The organism is Mesorhizobium australafricanum (assembly GCF_033977265.1).
Classification (GTDB): Bacteria; Pseudomonadota; Alphaproteobacteria; order Rhizobiales; family Rhizobiaceae; genus Mesorhizobium; species Mesorhizobium australafricanum.
On the sequence record NZ_JAVIIT010000008.1, the window covers coordinates 124775 to 144561 of the forward strand.

Here is a 19787-nt window from a genome sequence, read left to right on the forward strand (position 1 = left end):
CGGCATCCATCACTTTTGATTGAGGGACGCCCCGCCGGCGCGGTCGCGGATTCTTGCAAGGCGATGATAATACGCCTCTTTTGCCGGTGCGGCTCGCTTTCGCCGGGTCTGAAGATTACGGATTTGTAAGTCGCCGGGCCAGGCTCCGTTGGCTAGATTTCGAGGCGATCCACACCCCCGGATCATGACGGCGCTGGACTTCCACACCGGCTCCGTAAGAGGCCCGCCGCTCCCGGCGGGTCTCTTTCGTTTATAATGGTTGGCGGGTCTCCTAAGACCGGACGTTTCCGGCCTATGTCGATGCCTTGCGCCGTGTGATCAGGCTGCGCGCGATGAGCACCAGCACGGTAATGATGATGAGGATCACCGAAAGCGCGGCGATCGCCGGGTCGATGTTGTCGCGCAGCCCCATCCACATCAGCCGCGGCAGGGTGATCGCGTTGACCGAAGTGATGAACAGCGTGACGCCGATCTCTTCCCAGGAGAGCACGAAGGACAGCAGCGCCGCGGTGACGATGCCGAACTTGATGTTGGGCATGATGACGCGCGTCGCGCGCTCCCAGACGCTGGCGCCCAACCCGCGCGCGGCAAGGTCGATGCGCCGGTCGAGCTGGCTGAGCGACACCAGGATGAGCACCGTGGCGAATGGCACGGTCATCACCGAATGCGCCATCGCCACACCCAGCCAGGTGTCGTAGCCGAAGAACGAGGTGATGCCGGAGACCGAGGTGAGCAGGAAATAGAGCGTCACCGCCGAGACCACCGGCGGCACCACCATCGGCAACAGCACGAAGCCGACAAGGGCGGCCGCGAAACGCGGTTGGAACATCCAGACGCCCAGGCTGAAGGTGAGGGCAAGCACGGTAGAGAAGATACTGCTGACGATGCCGATCCTGAGCGAGAGCAGGATGGACTCCAGCCAGCGCGGATCCTCGATCAGCGAGCGGTAATGGCGCAGCGACAATTCACCCGTCGGCATGGTCAGCATGCGGCTCGGCGTCAGCGACACCGGAATGACGGCAAGCAGCGGCATCAAAAGGAACACCGCCACCAGCACGGCGAGGATCAGCGAGACGGGACCGGGGCGGTAGGTCGGCATCTTGGCTACACCAATTGCTTCGGCTTGACGTAGCGGAAGAGCAACGCCATCAGCGCGCCGACGAACACCACCAGCACGACGCTGATCGCCGCGCCCAGCCCCCAGTCCGGGCTCTGGAAGATGCGCAGGTAAATCAGCTCCGCGATCATCACGCTGCGGCCGCCGCCGAGGATTGCCGGCGTGACGAAGAAGCCCAGCGAGAACACGAAGGTGATCAGCGCCGAACCGATGATGCCGGAGCGTGTCATCGGCACGAACACCGTCCAGAAGGTGCGCATGCGGCTGGAGCCCAGCCCGCGCGCCGCGAGCAGCACCCGCTCGTCCAGGCTGCGCATGGCCGACGCCAGCGGAAACACCGCGAAGGGAATGAGGAAATGCGACATGCCGACGATGACGCCGAACTCGTTGCGCACCAAGGTCAGCGGCTCGGAGATGAAGCCGATCGATTGCAGCCAGGTGTTGATCAGGCCGCGGTTGGAGAGCAGCGCCACCCAGCCGAAGGCGCGCGTCAGCACTGAAATCCAGAACGGCACCAGGATGCAGAATTCGGCCAGCACGCGCTGCACCGGGCCGCCGCGCACCCACACCACGGTGATGGCATAGGCGGCTGTGACCGAGACCACGGTGACGATCGCCGCGATGCGCAACGTGCGGATGAACACCGACTGCACCAGGTCGTCGGTGAGCAGGGCGTGGTACTGGCCGAGGCCGGGGGTGGGGAGAGTAAAACTCCACTTCACCACGCCGAGGAAGGGCCAGGCATAGGCAAGGACCAGGAACAGGAGAAGCGGCGCCATCAACAGCGCCGCGCCCATCCTGTCGGAGAGGGTGCCTCTCATCAGTCTGAAGATCCCCGCCCGCTTAGGCCGAGATGATCTTGGTGTATTCGTCCAGTGCTGCGCCGTAGTTCTTGGCGTACCACTCCATGTCGAGCGGGATCTGCTTCTTCATGTTCTCCGGATCGACCGGATTGATGCGCTTCTTGTCGGCCGGGATCAGCGCGTCGGTCGCAGGGTTGGCCGGGCCCTGTCCAAGCTTGTCGAACATGACGAGCTGCTTTTGCGGATCCTGCGCGCTGGCGATGAACTTCATCGCCGCGTCCTTGCCGCCGGGGTTGTTCTTCAGCACCGCCAGCGCGCCGGGCGAGATCAGGCCCTGGTCCCAGATGAACTTGATCTGGCCGCCGGAATCCTGCTCGATCAGCGAGGCGCGGGTCGACCACACGATCGCCATCGAGGCCTCGCCATTGAGCAGCACGCTCTGGCTTTCGGCGCCGCCGCCCCAATAGGAGACGACGTTTTCCTTGAAGGCGGCGATCTTGTCATGTGCGCGCTTCAGATCCAGCGGATAGAGCGAGGCAGGCGCCACGCCGTCGGCCAGAAGCGCGGCTTCCCAGCTCGACACGCCCCATTTGTAGAGCGAGCGCTTGCCGGGGAATTTCTTGACGTCGAAGAAATCGGCCATGCCGGTCGGCGCATTGGAGCCGAATTTCTGCGAATCGTAGGCGATCACATAGGAGAAGAAGTAGGTCGAGGCGGCATACTCCCAGCCGAAGCCCGGCCGCATCTTGCTCTTGTCGACGACCTTGTAGTCGATCGGCTCGAGCATGCCCTGGCCGCCCAGCGTGATGGCCGAGAACGGGTCGACGTCGACGAGGTCCCAGGTCGGCGCGCCGCTCTTGAACTGCGCGGCGATCGCGCCTTCCGTCGGGCCGGAGCCGTCCATCTTGACCGGGATGCCGGTCTCCTTGGTGAAGGCCTGGCCGTAAGCGGCGTCGTAAGCGGTGATGGCGTCGCCGCCCCAGTTCACCAGCACCAGCCCTTTGGTCTCGGCGAAAGCGCCGGTCGAGCGCAAAAGCATCGGCGTGCCGGCAAGCACGAGGCCGGCGAGTTGTGCGAACTGGCGGCGCGAAATCTCGCCGTGTCTGGTCCTCTCGGCGAGGGATTCAATCGTCTGTTTTTTGGTGTCGTTCATGTCAGTTCCCCTTGTTTTTCGTTGATCTGAATCCGGAAGCCGGTGCGGCGATTTCCATGCCGCCGCAGCGCTGCTTATTGTCCTCCGTCCGGAAGGAGGAAACCCTTCTCCGCCGGCCAGGTCAGCCAGACGGAATTGCCTTTGCTCAAGGCCGCGGCCGCGACCTCGTTCGGCACCGAGACGGTGACCTTGGCGCCCTGGCGCGTGGTGAGGTCGAGCTTGGTTGCGGCACCGAGATAGGTCGAGGCGACGGCGGTCGCGGCGATGCCGTTCTCGTCGACTGACGCTTCCGGCGCGATCGACATGTCCTCGGGCCGGATGGCGAGGATCGCGTCGCCCTTGATCGCCTCGGCCTTGCAGCGCATGTTGACCGCGCGGTCTTCGCAGAGGCCGGTGGCGCCATTGTCGGCGGGGCGCACGCCCTTCACCGGCAGCATGTTGATCTCGCCCAGGAACTCGGCGACGAAGCGGTTGGCCGGCCGGTCATAGACCTCGTCGGGCTTGCCGACCTGCAGCAGCTTGCCATGGTTGAAGATGGCGACGCGCGACGACAGCGCCAGCGCCTCGCTCTGGTCGTGGGTGACGAAGACGAAAGTGGTGCCGGTCTCCTGGTGCAGCCGCTTCATCTCGGCCTGCATCTGGCCGCGCAGGCTCTTGTCCAGCGCCGAGAACGGCTCATCGAGCAAGAGTACGCCCGGCTCGAACACCAGCGCCCGGGCCAATGCCACGCGCTGCTGCTGGCCGCCGGAAAGCTGTGCCGGCAGCTTCTTCTCATGGCCCTTGAGACCGACGCGCTCGATCATCTCGCCGACGCGCTGCCTGATCTCTGAAGCCGTTTTCTTGCGCACCTTGAGCGGGAAGGCGATGTTCTGTTCCACGCTCATATGCGGGAATAAAGCGTAGCCCTGGAACACCATGCCGGCGGCGCGCTGCTCGGCCGGGCGGTTGGTGATGTCGACGCCGTCGCTGAAAAGCTTGCCTTCGCTCGGCTTGACGAAGCCGGCCAGGATCATCAGGAAAGTGGTCTTGCCGGAGCCGGATGGCCCGAGCAGCGTCAGGAACTCGCCGCGGCCTATATCGAGCGTCAGGTTGTCCAGCGCCCGGAACGAGCCGAAGCTCTTGCCGATCCCGTTCGCCTTGATCTCCGCCGCCCGGCCGGGTTGCTGCATCCTGCCTCTTTCCTCACCGTCATCCAAATCGTAGGCACGGCTGCGGCTCACCGCAACCGAATAGTTTTCGCCTGATCGGCAAATTTGATTCACGGGTGGGCGAGTTGGTAGCGACGTTGGAGCGCTGATCTCCCCCTTGCGGGACCGCAAGGGGGAGATTGGCTCTCCATCGCCCCGGCTCAATCCGCCTAAAGCCTGCTCTCCGACAGCTTCGCCCTGAGCCACTCGCTGAAGGCGTTGAGCACCGGGTGCCCCGCCTTGGCATGCTCGAAGACCAGGAAATAGGCGCGCGGCGAGGGGACGGTCGCTTCGAACGGCTTGACCAGCCGGCCCTCGCTCAGCGCCCGCCGGCCGGTCAGCTCGTCGCCGAGCGCAATTCCTTGGCCGGCGATCGCCGCCGAAAAGACAAGGTTCATGTCGGAAAAGAAGATGCCGCCCTCGGTATCGGGATGTTCCACCTTGGACAGCGCAAGCCAGCGCGCCCAGTCCTCGGTGTCGCTGAGGTGCAGCAGATTGGCGCGCAGCACGTCGGCGGGTTTGGAAAATCCGCCGATCTTGTTGAGCAGCGTCGGGCTGCAGAGCGGCGTGAAGGAGACTTCGCAAAGCAGTTCCACCGCCCGGTTCGGCCAGTTGCCGACGCCGAAGGCGATGAAGGCGTCGGCCTCCGGATTGCTGACGTCGTCGAGGCGCCGTGGCGTCAGCACGGAGAGCGCGACGTCCGGATACATCTGCTGGAACTCGCCGATATGGGTGCACAGGAACATCGAGGCGAAACCCGGCGGACAGGAGATGCCGAAGGAGCCGCCGACGCCGGCGCCGCTGTTTTGCGCTCCCGCGTCGCCGAGCACGGTCAGCGCCTTCCGGACATCGGCCGCGTAGCGCTGGCCGCGCGGCGTCAGCGCCACGCCCTTGCCGATGCGCTGCAAGAGATCGAAGCCGAGGTCGCGTTCGAGCAGCCTGAGCTGATGCGAGACGGCGCTGCGGGTGAGGTGGAGCTCGTCGGCGGCGCGCCACACGCTGCCATGACGGGCGAAGCTGTCGAGGGCGCGCAGCGCCTGCGTGGAAGGTATTCGCAAGGGGCCTCAGGTGAACCGAATTTGCACGAGCCGGGAAAACATATCACTTTTTGATGAGCCGCTTCACTGCTTTCTTTGAGCCATGGACAAACCGGTGACGAGTTCGGCGCAGGAAACCGCGCTTGCCTGTATCGACGGCATCCAGCCGCTGCTGTCGGCCTGGACGCGTACCATCTTCGATTTCGGCGAAACCGCCTGGCGCGAGTACCAGTCGGCAGCCTGGTATGTGGAGCGGCTCAAGCGCGAGGGTTTTTCCGTCGAGGAAGGTTCGGGCGGCATGCCGACGGCCTTCTGCGCCCACTGGACGAATGGCGACGGTCCGGTGATCGGCATGTATGGCGAATATGACGCCGTGCCCGGCAACTGCCAGGATGCCGCGACGGCCAGGCGGCCCCGCGCCGGTCTGGGCGTCGAGGCCGGCGGCCACACCGATCCGCATTCCGGGCTCGGCGTCGGCAGCCTTGGCGGCCTTTTAGCCACCAAGGCGGCGATGCTGGAGCACGGCATCAAGGGCACGTTGCGTTTCACCGGCGAGCCGGCCGAGAAGGTGCGGGGCTCGAAGCCGATCCATGCCGCCAAGGGCTATTATGACGGCCTTGCCGGCATGATCTCCTTCCATCCCTTCTACATGCTGCCGCTCTGCAACACGGCGCGCTGGGACACACATTGCGGCGCCGCCTATTCGATGATCTATCGCTTTGTGTGCGACGAACCCGAAAATTGGGTTCGCGCCAGCGACGCGGCACCCATCCCGCAGGCGCATTCGGCGGTCAGGGTGCCGGGCGCCAACGACGCGCTGATGATGATGTACATGGCCTCCAAAGCGCTGCGCGATTCCATGCTGACGCATCAGGGCGGCTGGTCGATCAGCGAAGCGATCCTGACGGCGGGGCAGGCAACCGCCGACAATCTGCCGGCGGGGCTCGCCGAGATCCAGTACATGATCCGCGTGCCGACCATTGCCATGGCCGAGCAGGTCACCGCCGTGCTCGATCGCAACGCGCAAGCGGCGGCGACGATGAGCGGCTGCCGCTACGAGCGCCACTGGGTGTCGAAGTCGCGCCCGGGGCTGGCCAACCACGCCATGGCCGACATCACCTATCAGTCGCTCTCGACTGTCGGCGCGCCGCGCTGGGACGAAGCGGCCAAGGCCATTGCCCGCGAGGTCCAGGTCAATGCCGGCGGCGAGGCGACCGAGAACCCGTTCATCGACGAGCTGGAGCGCTTGACAACGCCGCGGGAGGCCGAGGCGATCCTGCGCCGCGACCTGCCGCCGTCGCAGGTGAATTCCACCTCCGACGACTACACCGACATGAGCTGGCACGCGCCGACATCGCGCTTCTACGTCGCCCGTCCGGCGCTGCGCTCGACCAAGGGCCATGCCTATCCGGCCTGGGCGATGAACGCGCTGGGCGGCATCCCCGCCACCATCGACCCGATGGTCACCTGCGCTTCCAAAACGGTCGCGCTGACGGCGCTGCGCCTGCTCGAGGACAAGGCCGCGCGCGATGCCGCGATGGACGAGTTCGTCGAGCGGACTGGCGGCGGCGTCGGCGGCTCGAACTGGATAGCGCCGCTCTGCGACTACGAACCGCCGATCAACTTCCGCTGGCCGGAATATGTCACCACGCCGCGCGGCCGCGACTGGTGGATCCCGGCCGCTTCCACCGCATGACTGACCACGATAATCTCAAGCTCGAGGAGAATCCCATGACCGTTCATGACCGCATCGTCGCCGAGCCTTTCTCGCTGCAGCGCCGCAACCCCAATGGCGGCACCAAGCCGCTGACCGCCTGGGGCTTCGCCAACGAGACGGATGTGCTGACCGACGTGCTGCTCGGCTCGCCCAATTTCCTGCGCCATCTGTCGACCAGCTCGCTGTCGAGAAAACATCTGCGCGAGGCGCCCTGCAACGTCCAGATCGCGCAGGCGCAGCACAAGGACCTCGTTGCGGCCTATGAGCATTTCGGCGTCAACATCCATTGGCACGAGCCGACGCCGGAACTGCCGATGCAGGTCTATTCGCGCGATTCCAGCGTCATGACGCCCTACGGCGCCTTCATCACCGCCATGGCCAACTGGTGGCGGCGCGGCGAAAATTATGCCGCCATCCGCACCTATGAGAAGCTCGGCATCCCGATCTACGACATGGTGACGGCCGGCACCTTCGAGGGCGGCGATTTCAACGTCATCGAGGAGGGCGTTGTGCTGATCGGCTGCGGCGGCGCCCGCACCCAGGAAGAGGGCGCGCGCCAGGTGCAGGCCTGGTTCGACAAGGAAGGCTGGGAGACGCGGCTCGCCTTCATCGACGAGTACTACGTCCATATCGACCTGATGGTGGTGCCGATCGCCGAAAAGCTCACCGCCGTCTGCCTTGCCTGCACCGACCCCGGCATCGTCGACTGGCTGAAAGGCAAGGGCCACGCGATCATCGACGTGCCTTTCCAGGACACGATGGCGCTCGGCTGCAACTTCATGTCGCTCGGCAAGGACCGGGTGATCGCGCCGACGTCGAGCAAGACGCTGATCGAAAAGCTGAAGGCGCAGGGCTTCGAGGTCGCGGCCGTCGACATGAGCGAAATCTCCAAGACCGGCGGCGGCATCCACTGCATGGCGCAGGCCCTGAAGCGCGTGCCGGCGTAACGGGCTTTCGAAGTTCGGCAATCGCCCACGATGAACGCCTGTCCCTCTGGTCGGTCGGCCAGGGGGATATTGCTTGCCTCGGCCTGTCAGGAGATTTCATCGCTCCGGTTCCGGCCAATCTGATCCTGCGCTAGGCTCCCGCCAGCCGAAACAGGATTGCCGCAAGATGATCGTCCAGGCCTGCATCAACGGCGCCCGTCCCGCCGACTTCCACCCTGCATTGCCGCTCGACCCTGAGGCGATGGCGCGCGACGCCGCGGCGTCGATCGCGGCGGGCGCGGCCGAGCTGCATGTCCATGCGCGCGGCACCGACGGCCAAGAGAGCCTGGCGCCGGAAGCGATGGACAGGACGGTCGCAGCGCTCCGCCGCGCCTGCCCGGGCACGCTGATCGGCGTTTCCACCGGCGCCTGGATCGAGAAGGACGACCTTCGCACCCTGGTCGCCATCTCCGGCTGGCGCGAGCTACCCGACTATGCCTCGGTCAATCTCAGCGAGACGGCGGCGCCGATCGTCATGGAAAGCCTGCGCCAGCGCGGCATCGGCATCGAGGCGGGCCTGGCGTCCATCACCGACGCCGAGCGACTGGTCGGCCTCGATCATGGCGGCCGGGTGCTGCGCGTGCTGATCGAGATTTCCGAGCAGACGATTGATCAGGCCTTTGCTGTCGCCGACAGCATCGAGAAGGTGCTGGCGCGCGCCGGTATCCACCGCTCCATCCTGCTGCATGGCGAGAACGCCACGGTGTGGCCCTTCGTGGAAAGGGCGGCGGCGCGGAAGCTTTCGACCCGGGTCGGGCTGGAGGACGGCAAGGAATTGCCGGACGGCAGCGTGGCGGAAGGCAATGCGGCGTTGGTTGCCGCGGCGGCCGGGATTTATCGCGGAGCGTGACGACAGCCAATCTCCGGGGAGATCAGCGCTCCGGCCTCACGGCGTATCCGCGTTGGCCCTCAACTCCGCCCGCTTTTCATCCGACACCACCGCGACGGTTTTTCGGAAGGACGTTCGGCAACTCAATCCGTCAGGCTTGCCAAGTTGCCAGATCGGCCAGGATTCGCGCCTTCACGGCAGTGTCGGCGTAGCTCGCATGCACCGATGTCGCGGCGAGCTGGCGGATGGTTTCGCCGTTCCAGGCGAAGGCCTCGGCGCAGGCGGCATAAGACGCTTCAAGCGTCGTGTCGAGCAGCGCCGGATCGTCGGTGTTGATCGAGACGGGAACACCGGCCCTGCGCAGGGCGTCGATCGGATGTTCGGCAAGCGACGGATAGACGCCGAGCGCGATGTTGGAGACCGGGCAGACGCCCAGGGGAATCCGCCTCTGCGCAAGCAGGTCGACCAGAGCCGGCTCCTCGATCGCCCGCACGCCATGGTCGATGCGGTCGGCGCCCAGCAATTCGATTGCGTCGCGGACACCCTCGGGGCCGCTTGACTCGCCGGCATGAACGGTCCGCCGCAATCCGGCCGACGCGCCGCGGCGGAACGCCTCGGCGAAGCGCGGGCCGGTGCGGCCGGCCGCCGCCTCGTTGCCGTCGATCGAAAGGGCAACGACGCGCGGGTGCCTGATCCTGCCCAGCAACTCCACCAGCTCGATCGCTTCCTCCGCTGATTGGGTGCGCAGCAGGCTGACGCAAAGCCCGACCGGCGGGTATCCATCCTGCTCGGCCGCCGCAAAACCGGCATCGAATGCGTCGATCATTCCGGGGATGTTGCTGTGCCAGTGCGGCCAGTGGGTTGGGTTGACGATGACGTCGGCGTAGCGCACGCCGCTTTTGGCCATTCGCCGCGCAAATTTATAGGCGGCGACGGCCAGTTGCTCCCGCGTGCGAAACGTGCCGCACAGCCAATCGAGCATTTCGAGGAAGCTCTTCAGATCGTGCGCCTCAAAGAGCCGGTCACGCGGAGCACGCAGTGGAATACCGGCCTGCTCGCAGTTCCTGATCACGTCGTCGGCCTCGAAGCAGCCCTCGATATGGATGTGCACTTCAGCCTTCGGCAACCCGATATAGTCGGTCAATGAAGCCTCCCGAGTTCGTGGCCGCATCAAATCACGAAGCGCCAGGGCCAGGCTTCAAGAAATGATTGAAAGAGTTTTGTGGCGCCGCTCGAGAGCGAGGAAAAGGGCTACTGCGTATCCGCGTTGGCCCTCAACTCCGCACGCTTTTCATCCGACACCGCGGCAAGGTCCAGCACCTTCTGCAGGCCCGCCGCGTGGCGGAAGGTCGGCTCGGCCTGCACGCCGCTCTTCACCGCCTCGACGAAGCGCTGGTAGTTGGTCGGCACCGTGCCGGCATCGAGCTCGTCCCATTTGGCGTTCTCGACATTGTCGCCCACGCAGGCCCTCAGAGTCGAGCCGTCGAGATTGTGCATCACCTCGATGCCGCCCTTGTCGCCATAGATGCGCAGGCGCAGTTCGTTGATATGGCCGGTGGCCCAGCGGCTGGCATGCACCACGCCGAAGGCGCCGTTGGCGAAGTCGAGCGTCATGGCGAAACTGTCATTGGCGTCGAGCTGGTATTCGCCGATGCTGTTGTTCGGCGCCTTGTCGAAGGCGCGCAGCCGGCAGAACACATGGTCGACGTCGAGCGCCGCGCCGTAGCTGGCGAAATCGAGGATGTGGATGCCGACATCACCGAGCACGCCGTTGGAACCGTGGCCGCGCGACAGCCGCCACAGCCATTTCGGGTCGGTGCGCCAGTCGCCCCAGAACTTCGACACCAGCCAGCTCTGCAGGTAGGACGCCTCGACATGGCGCACCGTGCCGATCTCGCCGGCCTGCACCATCTGGCGCGCCTTCTGCAGCGCGGCCACGTTGCGGTAGGTGAGGTTGACCATGTTGACGATGCCGGCGGCTTCCGCGGCATCGGCCATCTCACTGGCCTTGCCGAAATTTTCCGCCAGCGGCTTCTCGCACAGCACCGGCTTGCCGGCGGCGACCAGCGCCATGGTGGTCGGGTGGTGGATGCGGTCCGGCGTGACATTGGCGACCGCGTCGAAATCGCCCCAATCGAGCGCCGCCTCCAGCGTGGTGAAGCGTTTCGGGATCTTGTAGGTATCGGCGTATTCGCGGACGCGGGCCGGATCGACGTCGACCGCGCCGACGATGTCGACGCCCTCGATGGCGCCGAAGCGGCGGGCATGCTCCTGCGCCATCCAGCCGGTACCCAGTATCAAAAGCCGCATTTTTTGCTCCTCCGAGCAGCTTGGTTCGATTCAATGTATGGGACGGATTCTACATGCGCGCAATTCCGGACGGAAAACCGCTACGCACTTTTCCTGGAATTGCTTTCTTGCCTGCGCAATTCCAGGCGGAAAACCGCTACGCACTTTTCCTGGAATTTGCTTTTAGCGGAAGCCGGCCTCGCCATGCGCGTGCAGCTTTGGTCCGCGCTCCTCGATCGGCTCCAGCGCCTTCTCGACCGGCACATTCGGCGCATTCAGGATGGCGGGTTTCGACCCTTGCGGGTTGTGCGCCCACTTCACCGCGTTGCGCAGCACTTTCTGGACCGTCGCGTCGTGATAGGTCGGATAGGTCTCGTGTCCGGGGCGGAAGTAGAAGACGTTGCCGGCGCCGCGCCGGTAGGTCAGCCCGGAGCGGAACACCTCGCCGCCCTGGAACCAGGAGATGAAGACGGTCTCCAGCGGCTCGGGCACGGCGAACTGCTCGCCATACATCTCCTCGTTCTCGAGCTCGAAGAACTCGCCCACGCCTTCGGCGATGGGATGGCTGGGGCTCGTCACCCAGAGCCGCTCGCGCTCGCCGGCCTCGCGCCACTTCAGCGTGCAGGGCGTGCCCATCAGCCGCTTGAAGATCTTCGAGAAATGGCCGGAATGGAGCACGATCAGCCCCATGCCTTCCCAGACCCGGCGCGCCACGCGCTCGACCACTTCATCGGCCACCGCGCCATGGTCCTTATGGCCCCACCAGACCAGCACGTCGGTCTCAGTGAGGCGGGCTTCCGGCAGGCCGTGCTCCGGCTGCTCCAGCGTGGCGGTCGAGGCGGAGATCGCCTTGTCGGCATTCAGCGCCTTGGCGATGGTCGCGTGCATGCCTTCCGGATAGATGCCGGCGACCACCTCATTGGTCCGCTCATGGATGTTCTCGCCCCAGACGACAGCGCGAATTGTCATGGATAGCCTCGTGAGTGATTGGGAGCAGCCCCGGAGGCCATACATAAAGGCTTTGGACTGTATTGGAAGGTGTTTCGTGGGGCTTTGTAGTGGCGGCCTTTCGGGTCCCTAATTGGCAAGCGCCTTCTGCCGTGCGCAATATAAGCAATGGGCGAAGTGCTTGTAGGGGTAATGATCTTTGCTTGTCTGGCCGGGGCAGCGCTGGCCAGCCTGATGATCTACTCACGCTTCCCCGAACATCATCGCCAGGAAGACACCGGTGCGGTGGTCCGGCTTGCCGCCAACCTGTTCGTGGTGATGTCCTCGCTGGTGCTCGGCCTGATGATCAACTCGGCCAAGAATACTTTCGAGACAATCGATCACAACGTCCATAATTTCGCGACGCAGCTGATCATTCTCGACCGCTCGCTTCGCCTATATGGACCGGAGACGGAAGGTGCGCGCGCCACGCTCACCGCCTATCTGCAGCGCCTGGTCGACGCCACCTCGCCAACGCAGAAGACGCCCGCGGTTGCCAACCGGCTGTCGGAACTGCTGCTCAACAAGGTCGGCGACCAGTTGGCGGAGCTGACGCCGCCGGAAGCAAAGCGTGCCGCGACGCTGCAGAACGCGACACAGCAATTGCAGAAGGTGATCGAGCAGCGCTGGGTGCTGGTCGGCCAGTCCGAAGGCATCATCCCCGTGCCGCTGATTGCGCTTCTGGTAGCCTGGCTGATGCTGATCTTCGCCAGCTTCGGCTTCCGCGCGCCGCGCAACGCGACCATCGTGGGAACCTTCATCGTCTCAGGCGCGCTGGCGGCCGCGGCCCTCTATCTGATCATGGATATGGACACGCCGTTCACCGGCCCGATCCAGATCTCGCCGGCGCCGCTGCAACGGGCGCTGGCGGAACTGAAGCAGTGAGATCACCCGCTTAAAGCATCCACCAGCCACTTCGCCGCGGCTTTAGCACCGTCGGCGCGAACCTTACCCGCCAGCTCGAGGGCGCGAACCCGGACCCTTGGCGCCAGGGCCATCTCCAACGCCGCCGACAGCGAGCCCGTCGTCGGAACCGGGCCGTCATGAGCGGCGCCGATGCCGAGTTCGCCCGCGCGCTTCGCCCAATAGGGCTGGTCGCCGATTTGCGGCACGATCACCTGCGGTGCTCCCGCCCGCGCGGCGGCGACCGTGGTGCCGGCGCCGCCATGATGCATGGTGGCGGCGACGCGGCCGAACAGCGCCTGCTGGTTGACCTCGCCGACCTGGAAACAGTCGTCGCCATCGTCGACAAGGCCAAGCCCGGCCCAGCCTTGCGCGATCACCGTGCGAAGGCCCTTGGCGCGGATCGCCTCGATGGCCGCGCTACCGGCTTCCCTGGCGACCGATATCGAGCCGAAGCCGACATAGACCGGCGGCGGGCCGGCATCGAGGAACGCTTTGAGCCCGTCGGGGAGGGGCCGTTCGTCCGGCAGGATGAAGGCGCCGGTCTGCACGGCATCGATCAGGTCCGAGGGCAGCCATGGCCCCAGCGTCGGGTCGCAGGCGAGCAGGACCGTATCGCCATAGACATAGTCCCGGACATTTTGCACCGGAGGCAGTCCGAGCGAGGCGCGATGGCCGTTGATCGCCTCGCCGAAGAGCGCGTTCTTGGTTCGGATGTCCATCTCCCACAGCAGCCGGTTGTCGGTCTCGCCGGGCGGCAGCGGATGGCCCGGATATTCATGCGGCCGGTTGTGCGGCGACGGCAGCCAGACGGGGCAGAACGTGCCGAGCAAGTAGCGCATGCCGCGTTGCTCCGCGACCAGCCGCGCGGCGGCACAGGAAGGAAAGAGGCCGAACGCCACCACGGCATCGCAGCCTTCGGCGGCCGCGGTCAACGCCTCATACTGCCTGGCGACGATCTCGGTCGCCTGACCGGAAATCAACCTGGCCCGGCCCTCGGGCGACGCCGATCGTGACCGATTGATCATCTCCTTCGCCCATTCGCGCACCGGCGCGAAGGCCGGCGCCAGCGGCACGCCCGCACGGGCGAGCAGCGAGGCAAACTCCGTGTCGCCCGGCGCGCTCACCCTGGCTTCAACGCCATGCGCCCGCAGCGCCGCACCCAGCGCCGCCAACGGCTCGACGTCGCCGCGCGAGCCGTAAGTCGATAACAAAATCCGCATTCCATGCTCCGTTGTCGTCTTTCGGAGCAGCGTTGATACGCCATGGCCGAGGGCTTGCCGCAAGCCCGGGCTGCGCCATATTTATGTCCTGGGAAAGGTCGTTATCGCTTCCTCGATTCAGGTTGCGATCGCCGCCATGCCTTGAAGCGGGCAACGGACTGCCAGATACCCGGGGCGCGATGCGGGCGCCGGAGGATCGGCTGATAAGTGGGGATTAGGAAGTGCCGGCGACCAGCTCGCCGGTCCGGTTCGGATTAACCTTGGCGGCCTTCCTGGGCGACCTGGGTGGGGGACCTTGTGAGACGCGGGACGACGACAAGGCGCTTGATCTTGCCGTTCTTGTAGGCGGCAAGGAAGCGGTGATAGTCCTTGAAGACCACGCAGCCATTCGACTCGGCGCGGCCGCCGCGCAGCATATAGGTGTGCGCGAGCAGGCCGTTGCGGCCATATTTGTTGCCGCCGCTGGTCGGCGTCAGTCTGATTGCCTCGACGCCGTGGAAGCGCGATTCACGGATCGACAGATTATAGGTGTCCGGGGGCGTCGGGCCGACATTCTTCTTGTTGACGAAGCGTGGCTGGTCGACCATCGAACCCAGTCCCGAATGCGCCTCGAGCCGCGAGCCGTCCGGCATGTAGACGGTCTTGGCCGAAATGTCGTAGACGGCGACGCCATTGCCCATCGAAGGCGAATTGAACAGGTTCCCGAAGGCCCTGCCGAGACCGCCACGCTCCGGCGTGTCCGGCTTGGCATAGGCGAGCATCTCGGACGCCTGCGCCTTGCGCTTGCTGGGCTGGGAGTCGGCCACCATCGGCTTCGAATTCGCTACGCCCGGCAGGCCTTGATCGCCGCTTCTCGGCGAGACGGCCGTCGGCGCGCTTTGCGCGGTGTCGGCGGGGGCCGGCTGCGGCTTGGCCTTGGCGGCCTGCGGCTTCGCGGGCTCGGGCTTCTGCGGCTTGGCCGCGTTCTGTACGGGCGCTTCGGTGGCGCGCTCGAGCGTGGTGCGTGGACGAAGACCTGGCACGGCAATGCTGTCGGGCAGATCGTCCTGCGGCGGCAGCGAGGCGACCTGGTACTCGCCGTCCTGGCCCTTTTCCGCATTGCTAGCACCACTGGGGCCGGCGACATCGGGCGCGTCGCCGTTTTGCAGCGCGACGGCGGTCGGAACGTCCGCCGTGTCCTCGGGTGCGATGTTGGCTAGCGCCAGCGCCAGCTCGGAAGCGCCGGCGGTTTCGGCCGGCTGCGAACCGAAGCGGGCCTCGATCGGGGCGTCCGGCTGGGCGCCGCCGAAGCGGCTCGCCGAAGGCAGGCTGGCAAGCAGGAACGGCGCGTTCTCGGCGCGGGCAAAGGCATCGGCAAGCTTCTGCGGCGAAAGTGCCGCGCGCTTCACCACGCCGTCGAAACGGTCGGCGGCTCCGGCGGCCGAAGCCACCACCACGGCCTTTTCATGCGCGACGCTGTAGGGCGCCGGCAGCTTGAGGCGCGCCGCCTTGCCGTCGTGGCCTTCATTCTTCAGCTTTTCAGTAGTTTGGCCGTCATGTCTGAAGCTTGTCGCGAGGCTGAAGCAGCCGGCGTCGCAGCCGCCGACGAGCGAGCCTGCCTTGTAGCCGCCCTTGGCGGCAAGGGGCGGCGCCCAGGCATTGGCGATCTGCCGGCGCTGGTCGCCAAGCGCGATGGTGCGCGGCGAAAGCAGGCTCTGCGGCAATCCGTTGGAAGCGGCGGTCAGCGAGGTGCTCACCGAATAGAGCCCCGCCAAGGTGGCAAGGGACCATAGGGCGAGGGCGGCGCCGACAGCAGGCACCACGACCCAACGATGACCAGACTTTTTCGAAGTTACCCCCCCAAGAGGAGCGTCACCCCGGTTTTTCAAACGCAAAAACGCCATACGACCACTCTCAATCGGCATGCCGGTTTGCGGACCTGGCACCCGTCACGATCACAGTTCGCTGGTGCCCCCTGCACCTTCACGCGTCTGTTGCCGATTGATTCAAAAGATGGACAAAGATGGTTAACCAATCCCTCCACCAATCGCCGATTTGGCGACGGTCCATACGAAAAAAGAGCCCTCCATGGTCTTCGCCACGGTAAAAATGCTCTCCCTCACCCGCTTTGCTGCCCGTTTTTCCAGCCTGTGTCAAGAAACCGTGAAGACTGGAACCGCAGCAATCCTGGCCGCGTATCGAGCGATTGGGGTCAAAATGCGGCCCAGATAGCCGGCGCTGGAACAAGCCGGCCAAAGATGCAGTGGGCCAACCTGCAGAACCGGCGGAAGGCATTGCGGCACCGGGACCACCCCAAAAAAGTCACCTCCGCCGGAGGGCGGGCGCGACATGAAGAGTGGAAACCATGCGTTGCAGAGGTCTCCGCGTGGGAATTTCGGATGCTCCCGGCCAGGCTGGTCGCAACCACGCTGGCGGTTTTCAGCACGCTTCGTCCGTTCTGTCGGCGACGCCGACGCGACGCCCGCGCCCCGTCAGCCAAAACCCGGTACGGCTCTCGTCTTGCCGCTGAGCCGCGCTCCCAAGGTCAGCGCCTGCGGAAAATTGCGGACAACCGTTCTCATCATGGCGGCGCCGCCATGGCCGAGGGCGATTCGCGCAATGGCTTCGGCGGCGAGGATCCGGGTCGAGAACAATCCTCTCCAGGCCGCCTCGTAGCGTCTGCCGGCCGCTTCGCGCCCCGTCTGCCCGCCTTTTGCCGCGCCGAGTTCCAGGGCCAGGAGCCAGCCGGATTGAAGCGCCATCGATATGCCCTCGGCGATGATCGGATGCGACTCGCCGGCGACGTTGCCGACGCGAAAGATGTCCCTTTCGTAGCCGGCGCGGATGCCCGGCCGGATCGGACCGGCGGCAAGCCACGGACCCTCGAGGCGGGCTTCTTCGAGCGCATCTAGCGCCCCCCGGCATGTCGTCCTGAGATGATGCTCGACGGTTTCGGCCGCCGAGACCCGGCCGCCGTGCTCGCGGGCATGGCTGGCGCGCAACCTGGCGAGCACATCGCGCCTTATGCAGCAGGAGATGGACAGGCGGCCATGGTCTGCGAGCACCATGCCGCCATAGCCGCCGGGAAACGTCAGCAGCGGCATCAGGTCGGGCGGCAGCGTCGATCCTGTGAAATGCGCCTTGAAGCCGAGCAAGTCCGATGGGTGGCTTTTCTTTTCGAGCTGGCTCGGCAGCTCTCCCGGCTCCCACGAGCCGTGCGCGGCGACGATCACCGGCGCCCGCAGGATCTTCGTCTCGTCGCGAGAATTCCCGGCTCCTGTCTGGATCCGCACCGCCTGGCAGGCGCCATCGCGTTCGATGGCGGCGGCGCGGCAGGGCTGGAAGACTTCCGCGCCGGCCGATCGGGCCGCATCCAACAGCAGGGAGTCCAGTATGTCGCGGCCGAGCGCCCGGCCGAAGCCGCCTCCCGCCGCGGGCCGCGACGTCACGCCCGGCATCGACGCCTCGACACTGGCGTCGCCGGAAAAGAGGCCGACCCGGCGGATTTCGGGACCGGCTTCGGCCCGCCACGCATCGCCGATCTCCAGCCGCTCGAGCAGCGCGAGATTGCTCGCCGAGATATATTCGCCGCACACCTTGCGGCGCACGCGCTCTTTTCCACGATCGCCACGGCCCAGCCGCGCCGGGCCAGCGCCAGCGCCGCTGACGTGCCTGCCGGGCCGGCGCCGATGACGATCGCATCGTGGGTCGATGCCGGCCTCATTGCGGATTTCCGGCAGGCGTCGACGCGGCGCCGACAAAGACATGGGAGAAAGGACCGGCGCGCCGCTCCTCGATCAGTCGGCCGCCGGCTGCGTTCCAGAGATCGGAAAGCTCGCTGCCGCGGAAGCCGGCGCGCACGCTCTGGGCAGCGTCATGCCTGGTGACGTCATTGGCGCCGATCGCCGGCAGAAGGCGGCTCGCCGCGAGCGCCAAGCCCGCCCTCAGCGGTTCCGTCGCCAGGAGCAATGGCGCCCTGCGAACCAGCAGCGAAAACAGATGCAGCAGTCGGGCGTCGTCGAAATGATGCAGAAACAGGTTGACCGTGATCACATCGAAGGCCTCGCCATCCGCTTTCTGTGCCCAGTCGAAGACATCGGCGGTGAAGGTTTCGAGCTTCCATCCCAGACCGGCGAAATCCGCCGCGAGCTTTGGCGTGAAGAGGTCGATGCGATCGAGCATCGTTAGCTCCACCTTCGGCCAGTCTCTTGCCATGCGCCGGGCCACTTTAAGCATGAAGGTGCCATCGCCGGCGCCGATCTCAAGGATGCGGCCGGGCGCCTTAGCCACGAATTTCCTCATGAGCGACGTCATGATCGCCGCTTGGAACATCAGCGCGTTGATGCGGGCGAGATCGCGCCGCGAGCGGAGCGCCCGCGGATCGTCCGCGGCAAGGCGATCGAGGATTTCCGGGACGAGTATGCGTTGATCGAGCGCGTTCATGAGACGGTCCGGAACAACATGGTCTCGGCCGTCAGTCCGGGTCCGAACGACATGCCGCAGCCGACCAGTTCGCTTGGCGCCTTCAGCATCTCTTCCATCACGAACATCACTGTGGCCGACGACATGTTGCCGTATCGGCGCAGCACCTCGCGCGACGGCTGGAGCGCGGCCGGCGCGAGGTTCAGCGCCCTCTCGACGGCGTCGAGAATGGTGCGTCCGCCGGGATGGACGGCCCAGAGGCCGATCGCGTCCGGCGGCCGGCCGCCGAGGATGGCGTCCTGGTTGCGGCGCAGAGCCTCCTGGATCGCCGCCGGCACCTGACCGGAGAGAAACATGTCGAAGCCATGGTCGCCAATATCCCAGGTCATCAGCTCCCGCCGCTCGTCCGCGACGGTGCAGCGAAAGCTGTCGAGCTCGATGCCGAGCGGCTCGGCGGTGACGAGCGTTGCGGCGCAGCCATCGCCCCAAAGGCAGAAGGACAGCAGCCTTTCCAACTCCGTGGTTTCTCTCAGATGCAAGGTGCAGACTTCGATATTGACCAGGAGGACTCTCGACTGAGGGTCGGAACGGACGATGTGGCGGGCAAGCTTGAGGGCGTTGACCGCGGCGTAGCAGCCCATGAACCCGATCATCGTGCGTTCGATACCGTCCGGCAGGCCGCAGCGCGCAGCAAGGTCGAGGTCGATGCCCGGCGCGGAGAAACCGGTGCAGGTGGTGATAATGAGATGGGTGATGCGCGATGCTTCCTCGCCAAGGCGCAGTCCGTCGACGGCCTTTTGCGCCAGGGCGGGTGCTGCCTGGCTGAACATCGCCATCCTGGCGGCCGTTCCGGGAAACGCGCCGCGCCTGAATGTCCCGGCAAGGTCGGCCGACGGCCCTTCGGGGTCGAGAGCGGGCGCAAAGCAGGAAAAGCGGTGCTCGATGCCGGCAAGGCCGGCCATGCGTTGGAATATCCTCCTGCGATCGGCGGCAAGCATGGATGCCGCGTAGCGCAGGTAGAACTGATGGACTTCATGCTCCGGAACCGCTGTCGCGATCCGGTTGATGTAAGCGTTGACGGGCATGTGATGTCTCCCGGGCCTCGGGCGCGGTGCGCGCTGTTGCCGAAGGGTTCCTTGCTCACGAGCACCCTTG

At 65.6% G+C, this 19787-nt stretch carries 17 protein-coding genes and 1 pseudogene; 4 read left to right on the forward strand and 14 right to left on the reverse strand.

Annotated elements, in window-relative coordinates:
- Positions 1-292: 292 nt before the first annotated feature.
- From RFM98_RS17335 to RFM98_RS17355, 5 genes are all read right to left on the reverse strand, one after another.
- Positions 293-1099, reverse strand: coding sequence for an ABC transporter permease (locus RFM98_RS17335; RefSeq protein ID WP_320310008.1), 807 nt, complete (start codon positions 1097-1099; stop codon positions 293-295).
- 5 nt (positions 1100-1104) lie between these two features.
- The gene (locus RFM98_RS17340; RefSeq protein ID WP_320310009.1) at positions 1105-1938 is read right to left on the reverse strand and encodes an ABC transporter permease; all 834 of its coding nucleotides are present in this window, start codon (positions 1936-1938) and stop codon (positions 1105-1107) included.
- Between the two features lie 22 nt (positions 1939-1960).
- A complete protein-coding gene (locus RFM98_RS17345; protein WP_320310010.1) occupies positions 1961-3073 on the reverse strand; it encodes an ABC transporter substrate-binding protein in 1113 nt (370 codons plus the stop codon).
- Positions 3074-3147: 74 nt separating this feature from the next.
- Positions 3148-4242 carry an ABC transporter ATP-binding protein gene (locus tag RFM98_RS17350; protein ID WP_320310011.1) on the reverse strand — a complete coding sequence of 365 codons (1095 nt, stop codon included), beginning with the start codon at positions 4240-4242 and terminating at the stop codon, positions 3148-3150.
- A 188-nt stretch (positions 4243-4430) separates the two neighbouring features.
- Positions 4431-5318, reverse strand: a complete 888-nt coding sequence (locus RFM98_RS17355) for a LysR substrate-binding domain-containing protein (RefSeq protein ID WP_320310012.1) — start codon at positions 5316-5318, stop codon at positions 4431-4433.
- 82 nt (positions 5319-5400) lie between these two features.
- On the opposite strand from RFM98_RS17355, the gene RFM98_RS17360 reads away from it, so the two are divergent.
- From RFM98_RS17360 to RFM98_RS17370, 3 genes are all read left to right on the forward strand, one after another.
- Positions 5401-6993 carry a zinc-binding metallopeptidase family protein gene (locus RFM98_RS17360; protein WP_320310013.1) on the forward strand — a complete coding sequence of 531 codons (1593 nt, stop codon included), beginning with the start codon at positions 5401-5403 and terminating at the stop codon, positions 6991-6993.
- Positions 6994-7028: 35 nt separating this feature from the next.
- The gene (locus tag RFM98_RS17365; RefSeq protein WP_320310014.1) at positions 7029-7961 is read left to right on the forward strand and encodes a dimethylarginine dimethylaminohydrolase family protein; all 933 of its coding nucleotides are present in this window, start codon (positions 7029-7031) and stop codon (positions 7959-7961) included.
- A 166-nt stretch (positions 7962-8127) separates the two neighbouring features.
- Positions 8128-8850: a 3-keto-5-aminohexanoate cleavage protein gene (locus tag RFM98_RS17370; protein WP_320310015.1), complete on the forward strand. Its 723-nt coding sequence runs from the start codon at positions 8128-8130 to the stop codon at positions 8848-8850.
- A 130-nt stretch (positions 8851-8980) separates the two neighbouring features.
- Here the strand turns inward: RFM98_RS17370 and add are convergent, their stop codons facing one another.
- The 3 genes from add to RFM98_RS17385 all read right to left on the reverse strand — a co-directional run bounded on the left by add (position 8981) and on the right by RFM98_RS17385 (position 12087).
- Positions 8981-9973: an adenosine deaminase gene (add, locus tag RFM98_RS17375; RefSeq protein WP_320310016.1), complete on the reverse strand. Its 993-nt coding sequence runs from the start codon at positions 9971-9973 to the stop codon at positions 8981-8983.
- A 107-nt stretch (positions 9974-10080) separates the two neighbouring features.
- Complete coding sequence (locus RFM98_RS17380) at positions 10081-11139, reverse strand: Gfo/Idh/MocA family protein (protein WP_320310017.1); 1059 nt, start codon at positions 11137-11139, stop codon at positions 10081-10083.
- Positions 11140-11301: 162 nt separating this feature from the next.
- Entirely contained in the window at positions 11302-12087 is a 786-nt protein-coding gene (locus RFM98_RS17385; RefSeq protein ID WP_320310018.1) for a ThuA domain-containing protein, read from the reverse strand.
- Between the two features lie 171 nt (positions 12088-12258).
- Here RFM98_RS17385 and RFM98_RS17390 point away from each other — a divergent pair, with 171 nt between their 5' ends.
- A complete protein-coding gene (locus RFM98_RS17390) occupies positions 12259-12990 on the forward strand; it encodes a bestrophin-like domain (protein WP_320213921.1) in 732 nt (243 codons plus the stop codon).
- 2 nt (positions 12991-12992) lie between these two features.
- On the opposite strand, the gene RFM98_RS17395 is transcribed toward RFM98_RS17390, so the two are convergent.
- The 6 genes and pseudogenes from RFM98_RS17395 to RFM98_RS17420 all read right to left on the reverse strand — a co-directional run bounded on the left by RFM98_RS17395 (position 12993) and on the right by RFM98_RS17420 (position 19717).
- On the reverse strand, positions 12993-14231 hold the full coding sequence (locus RFM98_RS17395) for a glycosyltransferase (protein WP_320310019.1): 1239 nt from the start codon (positions 14229-14231) through the stop codon (positions 12993-12995).
- Positions 14232-14485: 254 nt separating this feature from the next.
- Positions 14486-16114: a DUF2778 domain-containing protein gene (locus tag RFM98_RS17400; RefSeq protein WP_430682317.1), complete on the reverse strand. Its 1629-nt coding sequence runs from the start codon at positions 16112-16114 to the stop codon at positions 14486-14488.
- Between the two features lie 588 nt (positions 16115-16702).
- A complete protein-coding gene (locus tag RFM98_RS17405; protein WP_347349895.1) occupies positions 16703-17818 on the reverse strand; it encodes an NAD(P)/FAD-dependent oxidoreductase in 1116 nt (371 codons plus the stop codon).
- Between the two features lie 23 nt (positions 17819-17841).
- Positions 17842-17934, reverse strand: a pseudogene (locus RFM98_RS31260) (FAD-dependent oxidoreductase); the annotation flags it as partial.
- Positions 17931-18653 carry a methyltransferase domain-containing protein gene (locus RFM98_RS17415; protein WP_320310023.1) on the reverse strand — a complete coding sequence of 241 codons (723 nt, stop codon included), beginning with the start codon at positions 18651-18653 and terminating at the stop codon, positions 17931-17933. The pseudogene RFM98_RS31260 and the gene RFM98_RS17415, both read right to left, overlap by 4 nt.
- Positions 18650-19717 (reverse strand): type III polyketide synthase, encoded by a 1068-nt coding sequence (locus RFM98_RS17420; RefSeq protein ID WP_320310024.1) that lies wholly within the window; start codon positions 19715-19717, stop codon positions 18650-18652. Before RFM98_RS17420 ends, RFM98_RS17415 begins: the two co-directional genes overlap by 4 nt.
- Between the last annotated feature and the right edge of the window lie 70 nt (positions 19718-19787).